11 protein-coding genes and 1 pseudogene are annotated in these 19,391 nt (G+C 57.1%); 5 read left to right on the forward strand and 7 right to left on the reverse strand.

Going from position 1 to position 19,391, the window contains the following annotated elements; all coding sequences use genetic code 11:
- Window positions 1–34: 34 nt before the first annotated feature.
- On the reverse strand, window positions 35–1,978 hold the full coding sequence (locus tag KP003_RS13990) for a sensor histidine kinase (RefSeq protein ID WP_216499670.1): 1,944 nt from the start codon (window positions 1,976–1,978) through the stop codon (window positions 35–37).
- Window positions 1,979–2,339: 361 nt separating this feature from the next.
- Between KP003_RS13990 and KP003_RS13995 the strand changes: the two genes are divergently transcribed.
- The gene (locus KP003_RS13995) at window positions 2,340–4,217 is read left to right on the forward strand and encodes a TonB-dependent receptor plug domain-containing protein (RefSeq protein WP_239027540.1); all 1,878 of its coding nucleotides are present in this window, start codon (window positions 2,340–2,342) and stop codon (window positions 4,215–4,217) included.
- Entirely contained in the window at window positions 4,217–5,068 is an 852-nt protein-coding gene (locus KP003_RS14000; protein ID WP_217299719.1) for an ABC transporter substrate-binding protein, read from the forward strand. The genes KP003_RS13995 and KP003_RS14000 overlap by 1 nt, the downstream gene beginning before the upstream one ends.
- A gap of 94 nt (window positions 5,069–5,162) precedes the next feature.
- On the opposite strand, the gene ald is transcribed toward KP003_RS14000, so the two are convergent.
- The gene (ald, locus tag KP003_RS14005) at window positions 5,163–6,278 is read right to left on the reverse strand and encodes an alanine dehydrogenase (protein WP_216499667.1); all 1,116 of its coding nucleotides are present in this window, start codon (window positions 6,276–6,278) and stop codon (window positions 5,163–5,165) included.
- Between the two features lie 146 nt (window positions 6,279–6,424).
- Here ald and KP003_RS14010 point away from each other — a divergent pair, with 146 nt between their 5' ends.
- Window positions 6,425–6,898: an Lrp/AsnC family transcriptional regulator gene (locus KP003_RS14010; RefSeq protein ID WP_216499666.1), complete on the forward strand. Its 474-nt coding sequence runs from the start codon at window positions 6,425–6,427 to the stop codon at window positions 6,896–6,898.
- Between the two features lie 80 nt (window positions 6,899–6,978).
- Here the strand turns inward: KP003_RS14010 and KP003_RS14015 are convergent, their stop codons facing one another.
- From KP003_RS14015 to KP003_RS21350, 5 genes and pseudogenes are all read right to left on the reverse strand, one after another.
- The gene (locus KP003_RS14015; protein ID WP_217299720.1) at window positions 6,979–8,106 is read right to left on the reverse strand and encodes a glycosyltransferase family 39 protein; all 1,128 of its coding nucleotides are present in this window, start codon (window positions 8,104–8,106) and stop codon (window positions 6,979–6,981) included.
- A 14-nt stretch (window positions 8,107–8,120) separates the two neighbouring features.
- Window positions 8,121–9,836 carry a tetratricopeptide repeat protein gene (locus KP003_RS14020; protein WP_217299721.1) on the reverse strand — a complete coding sequence of 572 codons (1,716 nt, stop codon included), beginning with the start codon at window positions 9,834–9,836 and terminating at the stop codon, window positions 8,121–8,123.
- On the reverse strand, window positions 9,833–10,765 hold the full coding sequence (locus KP003_RS14025; protein ID WP_216788866.1) for a glycosyltransferase family 2 protein: 933 nt from the start codon (window positions 10,763–10,765) through the stop codon (window positions 9,833–9,835). Before KP003_RS14025 ends, KP003_RS14020 begins: the two co-directional genes overlap by 4 nt.
- Window positions 10,766–10,791: 26 nt before the next feature.
- Window positions 10,792–11,808 carry a glycosyltransferase family 2 protein gene (locus KP003_RS14030; RefSeq protein WP_236026976.1) on the reverse strand — a complete coding sequence of 339 codons (1,017 nt, stop codon included), beginning with the start codon at window positions 11,806–11,808 and terminating at the stop codon, window positions 10,792–10,794.
- A gap of 467 nt (window positions 11,809–12,275) precedes the next feature.
- Window positions 12,276–12,571 (reverse strand): annotated as a pseudogene (locus KP003_RS21350) (integrase core domain-containing protein); the annotation flags it as partial.
- Window positions 12,572–12,900: 329 nt separating this feature from the next.
- Here KP003_RS21350 and KP003_RS14045 point away from each other — a divergent pair.
- Together KP003_RS14045 and KP003_RS14050 are read left to right on the forward strand one after the other, a co-directional pair.
- Window positions 12,901–13,452, forward strand: coding sequence for a helix-turn-helix domain-containing protein (locus KP003_RS14045; RefSeq protein WP_216788871.1), 552 nt, complete (start codon window positions 12,901–12,903; stop codon window positions 13,450–13,452).
- A gap of 256 nt (window positions 13,453–13,708) precedes the next feature.
- The gene (locus KP003_RS14050; RefSeq protein WP_217299722.1) at window positions 13,709–19,036 is read left to right on the forward strand and encodes a CARDB domain-containing protein; all 5,328 of its coding nucleotides are present in this window, start codon (window positions 13,709–13,711) and stop codon (window positions 19,034–19,036) included.
- The last annotated feature ends 355 nt before the right edge of the window (window positions 19,037–19,391 follow it).

Below are 19,391 nucleotides of genomic sequence, written 5' to 3' on the forward strand. Positions count from 1 at the left end.
CTCGCGGGCTGGCTGCTTTTTTATGCCCATGCGGCTACGACGCGGACGACTCCATGCAGAAGATCGGGAGGTAGAGGGTGAAGGTGGTCCCCTTCCCCAACTGCGAGTCGAAGGTGACCATGCCGCCGTGCCTGGTGACGATGGAGTGCACGGTGGCGAGCCCCAGCCCGGTCCCCAGTTCCGCCTTGGTGGTGAAATAGGGGGTGAAGATGCTGGACTTGTGCTCGTCGCGGATGCCGCACCCCTGGTCCCGGAAGGAAAGCTCGACGTAACAGCCGCACAAGGGAGCCGGCAGCCGCTCCCGCTCGCTGGAGACCAGCCTCCCCCGCACGTTGAACTCCCCCCCCTCCGGCATGGCCTGCACCGCGTTGATGCAGATGCAGTTTAAGGCCTGGCGCATCTGCCCGTCGTCCACGAAGATCGGCGGGAGATCCTCGGGGAGCTCGATGGTGGCACGGACCCGGGTCCCCTTGGTGGAGAACTGCACCGCCTCCTCGACCAGCGCCGCGACCGGCACCCCCTTTTTCAGTGGGGCGCCTCCCCTGGCGAAGCACAGGAGCTGGTTGGCGAAACCGGCGGCGCGCATGGTCGCCTTCTCAGCCTGCAGCAGCAGCTCGTGGGCGCCATGTGCCGGCTCCACGAACTTCTTGGCGAAGGAGATGTACCCAAGCACCCCGGTCAGGGCGTTGTTGAAGTTGTGGGCGATGCCGCCGGCCAAGACACCGATCGATTCCAGCTTCTGGTTCCGGACGATCTGCTGCTGCAAAAGCTCCCGCTCGGTCATGTCGATCATGATGTCGACGATGCGGGTGCCGGAACGCTGGTTGCTGCAGTTCAGGTGGCGCGGGGAGCCGTCCCTGCACAGGGCGCTCACCTCGTAGAAGGTGACCAGGTTCCCCTGTTCCCACGCCGCGATGGCGGCGCGCCGCTTCTCGAGCACGCTCTCCCGGTAGGCCCGGTCCGGGCAGATCAGGGCGAAGAGCGCGTCCAGGTCCGGCGCCTGCTCCGGACCGTAGCCGAAGGTGTCGAGCAGGAAGGAGTTGAGGTACTCGATATCCCCGCGCTCGTCGGACCAGACGATCCCCAGGGGGAGCTGCTGCACCAGGTTCTTCAGCTCCTGGCGGGCCTGGGTCCTCTGCTCGATCTCCTTCTCCAGGTCGAGGTTGATGGAGACGAGCTGCTCCTTGGAGGCGACCTCGAAATCCATGGCCGCCATCAGCTCCGTGTGCAGGCGGCGGTTCTCCTCCTCGCGCTGCCTGAGCGCCTCGGCAAGCTCGTTCAGCAGGGCCGAGGCCCGCCCCGGCTCGTCATCCGACACGATGTCGATGCGCGAGACGTAATCCCCGCCATGGACCTTCTCCATCCCCCGCATCAGGGAGTTGAAGGAGGCGGTCACCCTCCTGAGGATGAGGTAGCAGGAGACGCTGACGAAGAGCCAGCAGGCCGCGGCCAGCAGCACGCTCAAGGCGGCCAGGCGCCTCCCTTCCCGCCACAGGTCGTCCGTGCCGCGATAAAGCCGCACCTCCCCGACCAGGTCCCCCGCCGCGGCCTGCTCCCCGGACAGGGCCTGCTCCGGCGAAGGGGCCAGGGCATGGCCGTGCACCTCGGCCCGCTCCCGAATCAACTCCTCGGGGGAGCCGGGGAGGGAGGGGGGGAGCCTGACCAGCACCTTGCCCCGTGCGTTGACGATCTCCACGGCCCTGATCTCGGGGAGCCCCATGGTTTCGGCGGCGTAGGAAAGCAGGAGGTCGGCGTTCTCGGCGTACAGGGGGAGGCGGACCGCATCGGCCAGGCCGTGTGCCTGCAGTTGGAGCATCTCCTTGGCATGGCGCTTGTTCTGGTTGATCTGGTGCAGCACGAAGAGCGTGCCGCAGACCACGGCGATCACCGCGGAGAAGAGGGTGAAGCGGATGAAGAGCTTGAACTGGAAGCTCGAGCGGAAGGAGCAAAAGCGCTGGGGCAACGACAACCTGTTCATGGCTGAGGCCTTCTCTGGCTTGACCCGGCAGCGGCCTCCTGGGGGATGGATGGCGGTGGCGAGGTCGTGGTCGACGCGAGCGCCCGGCAGCAGCTCGTGCCTGGGACGCGACGTTGGAGATCCGGATCGCAGTGAAGCTATTTGTAGAACAGCACTGTATGTGAGCAGTAAGAACTATAGCTAGAAGTTAGTATTTATCAACATAGACGAGGGCAACAAACAGCAAATATGACATAAATACTACTAATGCAAATTCTTTTGACAATAACCACTTAAACTGATAGGTATACGGCACCTTTTGTGACAGTTGTTCCAGAAAAAAACGCAGCTGTCAACGTTCTTTTTTACAACGGGCTGGATATTGACCGGCAAAGTCCTCCGCAAAATTTTGCTCGCCTCACTGTTGCTCCTTATCCCGCTGGCGCCGCTTAGCGCCAGGGGAGAGGACGGGGACGAGGTGACCCGCTCGCTCGGCCTCTCCGAGGAGGAGCCCGCCGGCGTCTCGCGCCTCCCCCGCCCCGCATCCCTCATCGCCGAAAACGTCACCGTAGTCACCGCCGAACAGATCGCCAGGCTGAACGCCCATACCGTGGCCGACGTGCTGCAGACCGTCCCCGGCGTGCAGCTCGACCTTTTGCAGACCCCGGGCTCCATCCTGCTCTACAACGTGCTCGGCTCGTCGAACCGGCACATCCTGGTGCAGATGGACGGGGTGCCCCAGAACTTCGTCAGCTCCGAAAACCTGGCCCACCTCGGCCTCATCCCGGTGCAGATGGTCGAGCGCATCGAGATCATCAAGGGGGCGGCGTCCGCGGCCTGGGGCTCGGCCCTTGGGGGGGTGATCAACATCATCACCAAGTCCCCGGCCACCGACCGGGGGGCCACCGGGCTCGCCTCCGCCTCCATCGGCACGGCATCGACCAGCGACCTGCGGGGCGAGATCAGCGGCAGCAGGGAGGGGCTCGGCTACTACCTGACCGGGGGGACCCTCCGCTCCAACGGGCTCGTCCCCGGCAACGACGTCGACTTCGGCCACGGCTTCGGCAAGCTCACCTACGACTTTGCCAACGGCGCCAGGGCGACCCTGGGCCTGGACGTACGCCATGCCGACCTGGGGCTGATGCGGGCGGCCAAGTACGACGTCTACGAAACGGGCGAGGTCCGCTACCTAAACGGCTACCTCTCGCTGCAGGTCCCGCTGGCGCAGCGCCTGACCCTTGAGGTGAACGGCCGCGGCGGGGTGCGCAACAGCGTGGACCGCAGGGGGCTCATCTCCCAGGGGATACTCTTCTTCACCCCCGAGGCGCGCGAGACGCACCAGGGGTATGCGGCCGACCTGAACTGGGGGGACGCGCAGAACGGTCTGAAGACCGGGGTGGAATTCGAGAGGATCGAGGTGCGTCAGCGCGAACCGCTGCAGCAGATCCCCGGGAGCAACTCGGACCTCGGGCTGACCCGTTACTCCTTCTACGCCAACGGCACCTACACCATCGGGAGGTTCTCGCTGCTTCCCGGCGTGCGCGTCGAGCACCTGAACCTGCTGGATGACCCGGTGAGCGCGACGCTTGGGGCGACCCTGCGCCTGGGCGACGACACGATCCTGCGCGGCTACGCCGCGCGCGGCTACAGCCTCCCCTTGATCAGCCGCTACGGCTCCCCAACCGGCGAGGTGCAACACGAACTGCAGCAGGTCGGCACCATCCAGGGAGGGGTGGAGAGTACGGCGATCCCCTATCTCTGGCTCAAGGGGATGCTGTTCCACAACAACGTCTGGAACATCCAGGAATTCGACTTCCAGGCCGGCCTGTTGCACAAGGGCAAGGAGCGCCGTCACGGCGTCGACCTGGAGCTGCGCACTTCCCCCTGGCATGGCCTGTCCCTCACCGGTGCCTACACCTTCACCGACGCGCGCAACCGCAGCACGGGGGAGGAGCTGGAAGGGGACCTGGCCGGGCCGCGCCATGCGGTGAAAGGCTCGCTAAGCTACGACAACCCCGATGCCGGCCTCACCTGCGTCCTGACCGCGAACTACTCCAACTGGAACCTCACCGTCCCGGGAGCCAGGGCCGAGGCCACCCTGTGGGACCTGCACCTGAACCAGAAGCTCCTGCCGGCGCGGGAAAACTCACCGGAGCTCTTCTTCTCGCTGCGCAACATCTTCGACACCAAATTCTACGAGTACGATTTCCGTCCCGCTGCTCCGCGGTGGTTCGAGGTAGGGGGGAGGTTCCGCTTCTGATGCGCTCCCTTTACCTTTGCATACTGCTGCTGTCCCTGGTGCTTCCGGAGGCGGCGCCGGCCACCGAGCTGCTGATCCTGCAGTCCAGCCGCAGCCTGGTCTACGCCGAGGCCTTGCGCGGCTTCCGCGCCGCCGCCAGGAGCAGCGAGCAGCCCCTGGTGCTCTCCGATTACGCCGAGGTGGACGTGCAGCGCCTGGTTCGGGAGGTGCGTCCGAGGATGGTTATCGCGGTGGGGGACAAGGCGCTGACCGCCTGCCGCAAGATCAGGGAGGTCCCCGTGGTCTCCATGCTGTCCCTGTCACTGTCCCAGAAGCCCCAGTCCGATCACGTCGGCGGGGTGACCATGGTGGCCGCCCCTGGCCGGTACCTGGAGCTCTTCGCCCAGCTCGGGGCGAAGCGGATCGGGGTCCTCTACGACCCGAAGGTTTCGGGTCTGTACCTGAAAAGGGCCGCCGCGGAAGCCGACGATCACAACGTCAGCCTGACCACGGAGCCGGTGCGCCACTCGCGCGACCTGCAAGGGAAGCTGGAGAAACTCAAGGGGGAGGTGGACCTCTTGTGGCTTCTGCCGGACAGTACCGTGGTTACCACGGTGAACATGGAGGCGCTGCTCCTTTTTTCCATGACCCAGGGGATACCCGCCGTGACCTTTACCGGCCAGTACCTCAAAAACGGAGCGGCGGCCTCTCTTGACATCGACCCCTACGACATCGGGGTGCAGACCGGCGAACTGGCCCTCTCCCTGTTGAGAAGCGGCCCCGACCAGAAGGTCCCGGTGCTGGACCCGCGCAGGGTCCGGCTACAGGTGAACGACAGCGTGCTGCGCAAGCTGCGTCTGCGCACCCCCTAGCTTCCCGTCGAGAGAACGAACGTGAAACGAACGAGAAGAGGCCAGCCGGTTGCCGGCTGGCCTCTTCTTTTTTCACTGGCGGCGCGCTCCCCGCTTAGCCGAGCACCTCGTCAACGGGGGTGTAGTCGAGACCGAACGCCTCGGCGACGCCGCGGTAGGTGACCTGCCCCAGGGCGACGTTGATACCCTCCCTGACCCCGGCATTCTGGCGCGCCACTTCGCGCCAGCCGCGGTCCGCCAGCGCCACCGCGTACGGGAGGGTGGCGTTGGTGAGGGCCGCCGTCGAGGTGAGCGGCACCGCGCCGGGCATGTTGGCGACGCAGTAGTGCAGCACCCCCTCCTCCAGGTAGGTCGGCTCGCGGTGCGTGGTCGGGCGCGAGGTCTCGAAGCAGCCACCCTGGTCGATGGCGACGTCCACCAGCACCGCGCCGGGCTTCATCGTCTTCAGCATGTCACGGGTGACCAGCTTGGGCGCCTTGGCCCCGTGCACCAGCACCGCCCCGATCACCACGTCCGCCTCCTTGACCAGTTCGCGGATGGTCGCCGGCGACGACATCACCGGGAAGCAGTTCTTGGGCATCACCTCGGAGAGGTGGCGCAGGCGCTCCAGGCTCATGTCCAGGAGGTACACCTTGGCCCCCATGCCGCAGGCCATCTGCGCCGCGTGGGTGCCGACCACCCCGCCGCCGATGACCACGACCGTGGCAGGTGCGACACCCGGGACCCCGCCCAGCAGGATGCCGCGCCCCCCCTGGGCCCGCTCCGCGTACTTGGCCGCCTGCTGCGCCGCCATGCGGCCGGCGACCTCGCTCATCGGGGTCAGAAGCGGCAGCGAGTTGCCCGGACCGGTGATGGTCTCGTAGGCGACCGCGACCCCCTTGCTCTTTATGAAGGCGCGGGTCAGCCCCTCGGCCGCCGCGAAATGGAAGTAGGTGAAGACGATCTGCCCCTCGCGGATCAGGTCGTACTCGCTTGGTTGCGGCTCCTTGACGTGCATGACCATCTCGCTGCGGCGGTAGATCTCCGCGGGAGTCGCCACGATCTCGGCGCCGGCCTTTCGGTACGCATCGTCCTGGAAGCCGCTCCCCGCACCGGCGCCGGCCTCCACCAGCAGGGTGTGCCCGTGGCCCACCATCACCTCCACCCCCGCCGGGGTCATGCTGACGCGATTCTCCTCAACCTTGATTTCCTTCAGAACTCCGACGATCATCTTCGCTTCCTTTCCCCTCTTTGATGGCTTTTCTCCGGACCGGCCGGTACTGTACAGAGCATACCAAAAGATGGCCGATTTTTTCTTGCGAATCAGGGAGAAAGACGCTAAATTTTCGTGGAATATGCGAATAAGCGAGGATCAAGATGAAGAATGTTGCGCAGGACGGCGTAGACAAGATCGATCGGGCCATTCTGACCGCGCTGCAAAAAGACGGTAGGCTCAGTAACGTTCAGTTGGCCGAACTGGTCGGCCTGTCGGAGTCGGCCTGCCTGCGGCGGGTGCGCATGCTGGAGCAAAGCGGCATCATCGACCGGTACGTGATGCTCGTGGACCAGGGGGCCATCGGCAAGCCGGGCAACGTATTCGTGCGGGTCACGCTGGACGGGCAGCAGCGGGAAAAGCTCTCCAGTTTCGAGGAGGCGATCACGACCGTGCCCGAGGTGATGGAGTGCTACCTCATGTCCGGCGACGTGGACTACCTGTTGCGGGTGATCGTCAAGGACACCGACGACTACCTGCGCCTGCACAACAAGCTGACCGGGCTCCCGGGCGTGTTGCGGGTGCAGTCCTCCTTCGCCCTGCGCACCGTGGTGAGCAGGACCTCCCTGCCGTTGTAGCTACCAGACCGGGTACCCCCCCTACAAACAGCAGCTCAGTTTCGGGAAAAACCGGGTGCGTGATGCTCATCCTGGCGCAATCATGCAATCCATCGGCTCGAGGCGTGGACGAGGACGAAAACCACCTGCACCAGCGCGCAAGGAATCAGGTAGCAGTATGCCATTCTCCCCCTCAACTTGATGGCTAAATATACGAAAAGGGGGAACGCCATGGCAACGTACCGCATGTACGACGTCAGGCTGCCGGTCATTGCGGGAACAAGGCCCATAACCAGCAGGTAGGCAAACATGGTCTTGTCCAGCTTTTTGTAGGACAGCACCGCGACCACAGCATAGAAGACGAAGAACACCCTGTTGAGGATGCTGGTGCTGAACCCGTTCAGGGTGAAGTCCAGGTAAACGAAATTGTTCAGGAACCAGTCAATCGGGTGCAGAAGGTTGAGCAGGGAATTGTTGGCAAGGAAGACCTTCTGGGCATCAAAGCCCGCAAAGGGATCGCCGGTGGAGAGATCCATCAACAGCAGGTAGGTACCGTACCCCGCTACGAATCCGGCAGGCGTGAGCAGCTTTTTCAGCTCGAAGCTCTCCTTTGCGCGGAGGCAGGGCAGAATGGCGGCCAGGGCGGGCACAATGACCAGGATCCCGGTGGGGCGGGTCAAAGGGAGCAGGAATGCACAGATGAAACTAGGAGTCGTCTTGTTTTCCCGGAGGTAATACAGCAGCATGAGCGCCAGCATCAGGAAAAGGGATTCGGTATACACCAGGCCCAGGTAAAAGCTTGTCGGGAAGGCAAGCAGCATCAGGCACGACCGGTAGGCGACCTCCTCGCCGTGGGTCTTCCCTATGAGCCGAAAGAGGTACACCACGGAGAGCACGGTGAATGTGGTCGAAAGGATCAATCCGGCAACCAGGTTATTCCCGAAGGTCAGGCTGCCCACCACCCGGACCAGAAAGGGAAACAACGGGTAGAATGCGTTGCTTATGTGATACGGCGAGTACCATGCGTCGGCCAGGTAGAGATAGTGATTGGCGTCCCAGGTCTTAAACGCGGAAGCCAGCGAAACAGGCTCACCGATCGGATAGATGAAATTGGCGTAGTGGGCTGGCACGTTGAAAGGCACCAAATAATATCCGGCACAGATTACGGCAAGAATCACCGCCTTGGTCAAAACGGTGATAATAGTGAGCTTCTTGATGTATGAATTCATGGCCCTTCCCATCGCTATTTTTTCAGTTCATTCAAGGTGGCAGACAGGCGGGCCCTAAACTCCGGTTCATTCGGGTTGAGCCTTACCGAGGCCTCGAACTGTTCCGCAGCCTTGTCCTTCATGCCCGCGTCGAGATAGGCCATTCCCAGATTGTAATGACTGTCTGCATGGGAAGGGTCCAGCCGTATTGCGGCTTCCAGATGCTCAATGGCCTTAGCGTATGCGCCCAGTTCTCCGTACAATGCCCCCAGATCGTTATGGGCCATGCCATTTGCCGGCTCCAGGGCGACGGCCTTTTCATACTGCCTGACAGCCTCCTGACGGTCGCCGGCCTGGTAATAGGCGCTACCCAGTTGCCGGAAGAACTCGGTACTGGCATCAAGCTGCGTTGCAAAGGTGATCTGCGCAATCGCCTCGCTGAGCCTCCCCATCGATTTCAGCGCCGCCCCCAGGTTAGCGTGCACGATGGCGTTGTCAGGCGATTTCAAGACGGTATCAGACCAAAGGGTGTAATTGTCCTTCCAGACCGTGTTGCGCCGAACGGTGGCGACGAGGTAGCAGCATCCCACGAGCGACAAGGCGACGCACCATGCCCTGACCGCCCTGGGACTCTGGATATGCTTCGAGAGCAGCCCCGCAAGGACCAGGACTGCACCGACCGAGGGAAGGTACAAGTAACGTTCGGCGAAGGGATACGGTATGGCGCGGATGTAAAAGGCCGGGAGCAGCGGCACGAACGCCAACACCAGACCGAATGCGACCGTTTTCGTTTTTCTGGCCACGCCGCACAAAAGCGCCACGGCAGCAACGACGGTCAATACGGAAAAAACGGCAAGCGGCTCGCTGAGCGATCTTACCGGATTGAACTCGTACATCGCGTTCAGCTCCACCGGCACGATCAGCTTCCAGGCATAACGCACGGCCAAGGGGAAAGTATTAAGGATCAGCTGGAAAGGAGAGAGGTCGGGATGCCGGTTTATGGGCGCGAATGCCCCAAGCACGCTTCCCCTGACAGCCAGATAACAAAGAGCCACAGCGAGGTATGGGGCGTATCGTGCCACCAGCCTGGAGAGCGGCGCAATTCTTTTCTCGACGAGGTAATCGACCACCAACAGGGCCAACGGAAGCGTTATTGCTATCTCCTTGGAGAGGAGTGCCAGTGCGAAAAGAGCCGCCGGCAAAAGTTTGTAATACCAGGAGCGGTCCAGATAGCGCACATGGAGATAGACGCAACCGATGTAAAAAAGCGTCAGCAGCAGGTCAGTCACGCACATGACCGCTGCCACCACTTCTGTATGTATCGGGTGAACGGCGAACAACATCGCAGCCAGCAGCGAGAAGGCTGTTACATGCCGGGAATTCTCCCGAGCCAGCACAGCCTCGCAGAGCAGGAACACCAGGATGGTGACCGCGGCGTGGAGCAGAATGTTTAGCGCATGGTAGCCCCAGGCTTTCAATCCAAAAAGGTAATAACAGGCCATGTAAACGACATGCAGCAGTGGCCGATAATAGTTGGAGACGGAACTGCCCTTGAATCCCCACACCTCGTTGGTGAATATAGTGGGCAGGAAGTGAAAGTCCCTGATCCAGGGGTTCTTGAGCACCTGGTATTCATCATCATAGACGAACCCGTTGGAGAGCGTGTTCCCGTACGCAACGCAGACGGCAAGGACTAGGATGAAGAAAATTGCCAGGCGGGTCCTGGATGAACGAAGTTCGCAAGTGGTCATTCGTTCCCCTCCCGATCGATGTTTCTCGTATCGCCCACCCAGTAAAGCGGTCTGCCCTGTGCCTGCTCGAAAGTCCTGCCGACGTAAGAGCCGATTATGCCGATACTGAAAAGGATTATCCCGTTATAAAAAGTCATGAGTATGATGATCGACGTCCACCCCGGAACGGTTACCTGGAAAACAAAATGATCCAGTAATGCCTTCACGAGATAGATGAGGCTGACAGCCCAGAGGGTAAAGGATGTCCAGGTGATGAACCGGATGGGACTGGAGGAAAAGCTCAAGATGGCGTTGATGGCAAGGCTGAGCATCTTGTGGAAGGGATAGTTGGTGCTGCCGGCATAGCGTCGGTCGCGGTCGTACTGGATGATGCACTGGCGGAAACCAATGATGGCGAAAATGCCCCGCATGAAACGGTGACGTTCCCGGAATTTTCGCACCACCTTCAGCACCTTTTCGTTGAACGCCCGGAAATCTCCACAGTTCTCCACGATATCCCTGGTCGATAACCGGCGCATCAGCTTGTAGAACAGCCAGGCGGTAGCCAGTTTGAATCCGCTTTCGCCATCACGCCTCGTTCTCTGGGCATGAACCAGATCAAAGCCTTGCTCCATCTTTTCCAGCATCCGGGGGATCTCTTCGGGCGGGTCCTGCAGGTCGGCATCGATGATGACAACCATATCCCCCCCGGCGAAATCCATGCCTGCCGTGATCGCTATCTGGTGCCCCATGTTTCGGGCAAGGTGCACAACCTTGACGCGCAAGTCACGCTCGGACAGTTCGTTAAGGCGGAGGGCTGTGTCATCCCTGCTTCCGTCGTTGACGAAAATGAATTCGAAGAGATAGTCTCCCGCCTTCTCTGCTACCCCGGCCATTCTCCGGTAGAACTCGTAGATGGTCTCAGATTCGTTGTAGCACGGTATGATCACGCTTACGGTCTTCTTGCTAACTGTAGTCACTCTTCAGCCTCGCACCACGTTGTACCTTGAAGAGATGGATTCACGACGTCTTGTCCACGCCCGCCCGTCTTCCACAGGCAGGAAGGATCGAAATGATTCACCAGGTAGAGAGGTCTCCGCTTGGTTTCGTTGAACATCCTGCCAAGATATTCGCCTATCATGCCGAGGGTCATCAATTGCACTCCCCCCAGAAACAGCATCACTACCATCAAGGAAGCATAGCCTTGCACGGGATCGCCGTAGGTCAGTTTCTTGAAGATGACGAAGCAGGCATAAATAAAGGCACCAGTCGCGGTCAGCAGGCCAATATAGGAAGCGATCTTCAAGGGAACGATGGAGAAGGAGGTAATGCCTTCCAGTGCGAAATTCCACAGACGCCAGTAGTTCCATTTGGTCTTCCCAGCGAAGCGTGGCGAACGCCGGAAGTAGACTGCAGCCTGCGGGTAACCTATCCAGGCAAACAGCCCTTTCATGAAACGATGCTGCTCACGCAGCAGCCCCAATGCCTGAACTGCCTTCCTGCTGAGCAACCGGAAGTCCCCGGTATCCTCCGGTATACTAATCCGGGTAAGCCTCTGGATAACTCGATAAAAAAGCTTCGCCGTAGATTTTTTCAGGCATGATTCCCCCTCCCTGACACTGCGTTTCGCGTAGACGACGTCGAAGCCGTCCTGCCATTTCGAGACGAGGTCCGGAATCAACTCGGGCGGGTCCTGAAGGTCGGCGTCGATCACCACCACAGCATCCCCCCGGGCATGGTCCAATCCGGCAGTCATGGCAATCTCTTTGCCGAAATTGCGGCTCAGGTCGATGGTAGCCACCCGTGGATCGCATAATCCGCGAATAACCTGCAGAGTACGGTCGGTGCTGCCATCATTTACATAAAGTATTTCCCAGTTGGCACCAAGGTTATTCATCACCGTCGAGAGCCGCCGGTGGAAATCAGGTAGCACTTCTTCTTCATTGTAAACCGGGACAACTACGGAAAGGGTGAATCCCTTTTGACTAGGCAAAAGAGCCTCCTTGTCAATAGATTGCCTTGATGCCAAATTCATACGAAATAGCCTATTACCGGTATCAATTCGGGGCTTAGAGGGTGCTGATTAGCTTGACTGGACGCAACTAGCAAGCGGACGAATCGGAGGGCTCCAGGGCTGGGTGACGCTCTTCTGGCTCATCGCTTTGGTGTCTATTCCCCAGGCTTTCTACAAGAGTGCTAGTCCATCTTATGGCCATTTTCAAGAGAATATGGAATGCTGGAACAGCGTAACCAGGTCGTTTTTATAGCACAGTAAATTATCATGGCACAAGAAGTAATAGCGATCGTGAGCGCACAGGAGTAACTCAGGGTGCGCGTTTGAAGGGTCGCAATAAAGCCGGCGTAGAATGTTCGGAGGATTTGCTATTTCTAACATACCGCTGAAGATTAAGCGAATCTCGTTCCGAAACAGGGGCAAGATTTATCGCGTAAGCTTCCCCGTCAAGTAGACATTTCATAAGTAGACTTTCTGGTGTAGCGAGTCATGTAATCAGCGGGTGTCAGATCCCCAAGGGCGTCGTGTGGACGCAGCTCGTTGTAGTCGTTCGCCCACCAGTAGGTAATCTCCCGGACCTCGCTCAGGCTCTGGAACACATACAGGCTCAGGATCTCCTCTCGATAGGTGCGTTGAACCTCTCGATGTAAGCGTTCTGGTTCGGTTCACCAGGTTGGATGTAGTGGATCATCATGCCGGCAGCCTCTGCCCAGGCAACGAAGTCGCCACTGAGGAACTCTGGCCGAAATGTCCTACTGCCCCAACTTACCCATTGGCCAAGTTCATTAAAATCAGGTAAAAGTTATCAGCATCCCCTAATTGGCGCTCATCTTCCGCATGGGAATCCGGCTCCCTGAATCGGGACTTAATTACATACCCCTCAGTTCCCACTGTCACAGGCAAGCAAACAAGCTGGACGCAGCATTGCACTCCAGCCGCAGCAGGAGGTCGCCTCTCACGGCAGAGTTTTACGACATATTTACCGTTTCGCCAGTGGCGAATAAATAGCTCAAAAGTGCTAATTTGAGATATAAATTTGATTTTCCAGGCTGACCCAATAGAATTTCGATTATGGCTAATCTCTTAGACATAGTCTACAGTCGCGGCACTCCGGGAATCTTGATCTTCAATCTGGCGGGAGACCTAATTTTTTCGAATGAGGTCGCGATCGAGATGCAGGTCGTGACGCCAGGAGATGGACACAAACAAGGATGGGTGCACGACGGGATTAAAAACTTATTACAATCCGTATTTAATTACTCGACGGACGACTTCGCATGCAGGGCCGAACACCAAAACGTTGTCAATGCAGGAAAGCTCCCGTACTCGGCTCGCCCCTTCCTCATCGGGGGGGACGGCAAAGGCAGAATGCAGACCTGCATCCTGGTCTTGGTCGAAAAAGTCGTAAAGGAACACGAGGTTAACGTCGCCAGGTCACGGCAGAAATTTCGACTCACCAAAAGAGAAGCCGAAGTGGCCAAGTTCATAAGCAAGGGCTTCTCCAACAGGGAAATATCCGACAAGCTTTTCATCTCAGAGTTCACCGTTAAGAACCACTTGAAGCAGATCATGAAAAAGACCGGGGCGACTGCCCGGAGTCAGATCTTCGCGTTGCTTCAGTAGTACCCTGACATACCTGCCAGGGGTTCACCTTTGCTCAAGACAGCGTCATTCTCTCTTGATCGGATTGCAAGTTTACCCCACCCTCGGCACTGTTGAGCCTCACCTGCTGTCCTAACTGTCTAATGTTTTGTTGTAGCTCGGTCATCTTTTGGACGCCGATAGGAGGGTAACTATTGGAACTCGGCTGACAAATTTCCATTTACCCCAACAGGCTACAGCACCAAGAGGATTTGGAAATTAGAAGGAGGCGACGGCAATGAAAACACCTAATAAAATGGGCGTTGTTCTCTTTTATTTTTTGTTATTGAATAGTATTGCTTATGCATCAGAGGGTAACATAACAGGTGTTGCAATAAATGGTTTCTTTGTTGATGTGAAAAATCCAGAAACTGGTACTCAAAAAGTCATCGGAAAAGAAAAAAATATAATCAAGAAGTGGATAGTTCAGTTCTCAGGACCAATTTATGAGGCTGACAAAAAAAAGATTCTGGATATCGGCTGCCGCATACATGATTACATCCCTGAGTTTGCGTTCATTGTCTCAATGGATGAAAAGACCAAGAATAGAGTAGATGGCTTTCCATTTATTCAAGGGGTGGTCAAGTACAATGCTGAGTACAAGATAGAAAAAAAACTCGCGGAGAAGATCAGAAAGAACGAAACGATAAAACAATTCCACATCAGGGCTGATTCCGCTGAAAATCTCTCGGTTATCCTGTCTGCTGTTTTAAAGAAAAAGGGTGTAATTCTGGATGTAGGACGGGCTGTGGCGAGAGTAAAGGTTGATTCGGGAGCAATCAACCAGATTGCAAACCTTGAGGAAGTAGCCTGGATTGAAGAAGCTGCAGATATGATGTTGCTGAACGATACTTCCAAATGGACAATCCAATCGTACACTCCTGAAAACACAACGATATGGGGCAAAGGTATACTTGGTGACGGGCAGATAGTGGGTATCGGCGACACCGGTGTCGACTATGACATGCCATGGTTTTATGATCCTTCGGGAGTGCCTATCGGCCCCACACATAGAAAAATTGTCGGGTATACGAGCTATGCAGACGATTATGACGGCACCTTCGGACACGGCACCCACGTATCGGGTACCGTTGCAGGCAATCGCACCCCAGTGGACGGCTTCTCTGACGCCAACGGAATGGCACCCGATTCCAAAATTTTCATGCAGGATTTAACGCCTGGTGATGAAAATTCCGTTTATCCTCCATCAGACCTCGGACTTTTGTTCAATACTCCCTATTACGCAGGGGCCAGGCTCCATACCAACAGTTGGGGGGCAACTGCCAATGCATATGATACGTTCGCCCGGACCGCCGATCTCTTTATCTGGGAGAACAATGATTTTCTTGCTTTCTTTGCCAACGGAAACTCAGGCGATGCCGCAGGTACAGTCGGTACTCCGGCTACCGCGAAAAATGTCGTCAGTGTCGGAGCCTCTGAAAATGGTCTTAATGCGGAGAATCTGGCATGGTTCAGCAGCAACGGCCCCACGACGGATGGCCGAACCAAACCAACGGTCACTGCTCCGGGGGTAAATATTGTCTCTGCCGATTCCGACGGCATTAAAAACAGCTTCAACAGCGGAACGATCGCCATGAGCGGTACTTCGATGGCAACACCTACGGTGGCGGGTGCCGCAGCCCTTGTGAGGCAATATTATACGGACGGTTACTGGCCCAACGGGACGGCAAACGCTGCCAATGGTTTCGAGCCCTCAGCTGCCATGGTCAAGGCAACACTCATCAACAGCGCTCAGAACATGACCGGCAATTACACCGATGCCCTCATACCTTCCACCGGACAGGGGTGGGGGAGGATAAACCTCTCCAATGTTCTTCATTTTTTCGGCGACAATAAGTTTCTCAATGTAACTGACGTTACTTCCGGCCTGCTAACCGATGCGACATGGAGTTGGCGCTATTTTTCAGCAGGCACCCAGATGTTAAAGGTCACGCTGGTCTGGTCAGATTACCCCGGGGCTGAGGAAGCGGCTAAAGCGCTCGTGAACGATCTCGACCTTTCGGTAACTGCACCTGACGGCACCACCTATAAGGGTAACGTCTTCCAAAATGGTGTGTCCATCGCCGGTGGCAGTGCCGACAGGCTAAATGTTGAAGAGCAGGTTTTAATACCGCCCACTTTGCAGCCAGGGAACTATACCGTATCGGTCACAGGCTACAATGTGCCATTCGGCCCTCAGCCTTTCACCGTGGTCGTCACGGGTGCCGCGGATATTACCTCAAAGGGATTCATCTATATTGACAAGACCAGATACAACGGCTCGGATACCATCAAGATCAATGTCGGTGACCGGGATCTAAATCACAACAGTTCGGTAGCCGAAACAGTGAGCGTAATCATCAAAAGCACAACAGAACCCGGTGGAGAGACTGTACAGTTGGTTGAGAGCGGGCCTGACACCGCGATGTTCACCGGTTCAATCGTTATCCGCAGGGGAGCGGCACAGACCAACAACGGGTATTTGGAGGTGGCGGAAGGGGATACCATCACAGCCACGTACCTTGACGCAGACAATGGCACCGGAACACCCTCGAGTACTTTTGCCACAGCTCTTGCGGATCTCAGTCCGCCGGTCATTTCGGCGATAACAATCAATTCAGTTGGCCAGGACAGCGCAACGGTCATGTGGACTACAAATGAACCGGCTTCGGCCGCCATCAATTATGGCGATACGAAGGGTTTAGGGGCATCTCGGTCCAATCCCTGGTTCATGACCTCACAGTCCTTAACCATCAAGAATTTGAAAGAAGCCACTACATACTACTACGAGGTAAATTCCACTGATGAGGCGGGAAACATCGGTCGCGACAACAATGGTGGCGCCCTGTATACATTTACTACGCTCAGTCTGCCTCCTGCCATAACAGTAAATTCATCTAATTTCACGGTGACGTACCAGCCCGAAACCGTAATTTACGGTACTGCCAGCGACCCCTCGGGCGTTGCCGTTGTTGCGGTCAACGGCCAGCCTGCCTCCTATAGGCCCAGCGACGGCTATTACGAACTTACGGTCCCCCTAACCATTGGAGAAAATTTCTTCACTGTAACTGCAACCGATACCCTCGGTAATTCAAATACACTCAGCATAAAGGTTATCCGCAATGTGCCGCCTGATCTTGTGATAACCTCGTTGGTCAGCCCGGTGAAAGGAGGGTGGAACGAGCCCATCCACATAGAGAACAGCGTGTGCAACATCGGTTCAGGGACTTCTCCTGGCACGGGATATATCACATGGGTTCTGTCGGCCGACACAGTCATTTCTCCCGCCGAGGACAGAATGATCGGCGCGCTCATATATGGAGATGACATTCTACCGGGAGAATGCGTATCAATACCTGTTGATATCCAGCTTTCGCTCCCTGTAAGTTTTGTATCAACCGCCTATTACGTGGGGGGCTGCGTTGATGCTTCGGATGATATATGGGAATCAGACGAAACGAATAATTGTCGCACGGGCAATCAAATGACCATTGAAGGTCCTGATTTGGTCGTGAGTTCCGTGTCTAACCCGGCCACTGCACTTACCGCAACCAATTTCACCGTCTCAAATACTGTCACCAACATTGGTGTGGGAGCGAGTCCAACGGTTGACGTCTTGGTATACCTTTCCACTGATCCCATAATCACGAGGTCGGATATTATTATCGGCTACAGGCATATTCCCCTCCTCGAACCCGTTGGTTCACCCTCTAAATATCCTTCTGAGTCACGCGATGACACTGTCGTCACGATCCCCAGTACAGTTCCCGGGGGTACTTATTACATCGGTGTCATTGTGGACCCCTATAATACAGTCAAGGAATCTAATGATGCAAACAATGCCCGGACAGGTACCCCCGTCACCGTAATCGGGCCTGACATTGAAATGGCTTCCGTGAGCGGCCCTGCCAGCGGCTCTATTGGTCAGGCCATCACGGTCAGTAATACGGTCATCACGAGTGCAACCGGCGGCGGTTCGTCCGGATTTAATGTAGCCTTGTACCTGTCGACAGACAGCATGATCAGCACTTCTGATATCTACCTTGGAAGTCGTTATGTGAATGGTCTTGTGGCGGGCGGGTCAAGCACGTCCGAGATGACGCTCACCTTGCCTTCTTCAGCATCTCCCGGAACGTACTATATTGGCGCCATAGCGGACTATGATAATAAGGTGTCGGAATCCAATGAGATGAACAACGCCATTGCTGGAAACCAGATCAAGGTTGCCGCTAGCAATCCCCCTGGTGTAGTGCTCACCCCGACGACAGTGTCGGTCACCGAAGGAGGCGCCACCGCCACCTATACTGTGGCGCTCGCGAGCCAGCCATTGGCAACTGTAACCATTACCGCCACACCCGATAGCCAGGTTACCGTGGACAAAGCCGCCCTCACTTTCACAACGAGCAACTGGAATGTGGCACAGAGCGTTACGGTTACGGCAGTAAACGATGCTGTGGCTCAAGGGGCACATACCGGCACTATCACGCACCGGGCCTCCGGCGGCGGCTATGATGCCGTGGTGATCAGCAGCGTCACGGCAAGCATTACCGATAACGACATCGCCGGGGTTGTAATCAACCCGACGACAGTGTCGGTCACCGAAGGGGGCGCCACCGCGACCTATACTGTGGCGCTCGCGAGCCAGCCATTGGCAACTGTAACCATTACCGCCACACCCGATAGCCAGGTTACCGTGGACAAAGCCGCCCTCACTTTCACAACGAGCAACTGGAATGTGGCACAGAGCGTTACGGTTACGGCAGTAAACGATGCTGTGGCTCAAGGGGCACATACCGGCACTATCACGCACCGGGCCTCCGGCGGCGGCTATGATGCCGTGGTGATCAGCAGCGTCACGGCAAGCATTACCGATAACGACATCGCCGGGGTTGTAATCACCCCGACGACAGTGTCGGTCACCGAAGGGGGCGCCACCGCGACCTATACTGTGGCGCTCGCGAGCCAGCCATTGGCAACTGTAACCATTACCGCCACACCCGATAGCCAGGTTACCGTGGACAAGGCCGCCCTCACTTTCACAACGAGCAACTGGAATGTGGCACAGAGCGTTACGGTTACGGCAGTAAACGATGCTGTGGCTCAAGGGGCGCATACCGGTACTATCACGCACCGGGCCTCCGGCGGCGGCTATGATGCCGTGGTGATCAGCAACGTCACGGCAAACATCACCGACAACGACACCGCCAAGCCTGATCTGGTTGTGAGCGGGCTGTCCAGTACTGCGCAGACAAAAAATGGAGTCACAATCACGGTTAAAAATACGGTTAGCAATATAGGTGGAGCATCTTCTGGCGGCTTTTTAATCGGGATATACTTGTCGAGTGACAACATAATTACAAATTCTGACATCTATATTGGAAGTCGCTATGTAGGATGGCTCATGGCGGGTGCTTCGAATACGGGCAGCACAACAGTTACTTTGCCTTCTTCACTAGGGGCAGGTACATATTATATCGGAGCCATAGCGGACTATAACAATGAAGTGTCGGAACAAGTCGAGACAAACAACATTTTTGTTGGCAATAGCAGGCTACGCATAAAGTAAGGGCAACACAAGTATCAAGGTGATCTGCATCTGATGACTGACTATCACCGCGACTGAATCCCATGGTACACATGGAACGAGAAATGGGTTAGCCATTATGGCTAACCCATTGATTTTTTTGGTTGCAGGGATAGGATTTGAACCTATGACCTTCGGGTTATGAGCCGTTTTTGATTGTACTGACTTTCGCAGCCAGATCAGGTGGTTGCTGGTATATCAGATATTTAGTTCCGGCACGAGCCTTTCCATCTTGCCCATGTTTATCAGCTTTCCCAGATTTTGGTACACACTTTGGTACACACCTCTCCCCCTACCCCATCAATGCTTAGTGCCCTCTTAACCTACACCTGAAAAT

Source organism: Geomonas diazotrophica, assembly GCF_019063885.1.
In the GTDB taxonomy this organism is placed as follows: domain Bacteria; phylum Desulfobacterota; class Desulfuromonadia; order Geobacterales; family Geobacteraceae; genus Geomonas; species Geomonas diazotrophica.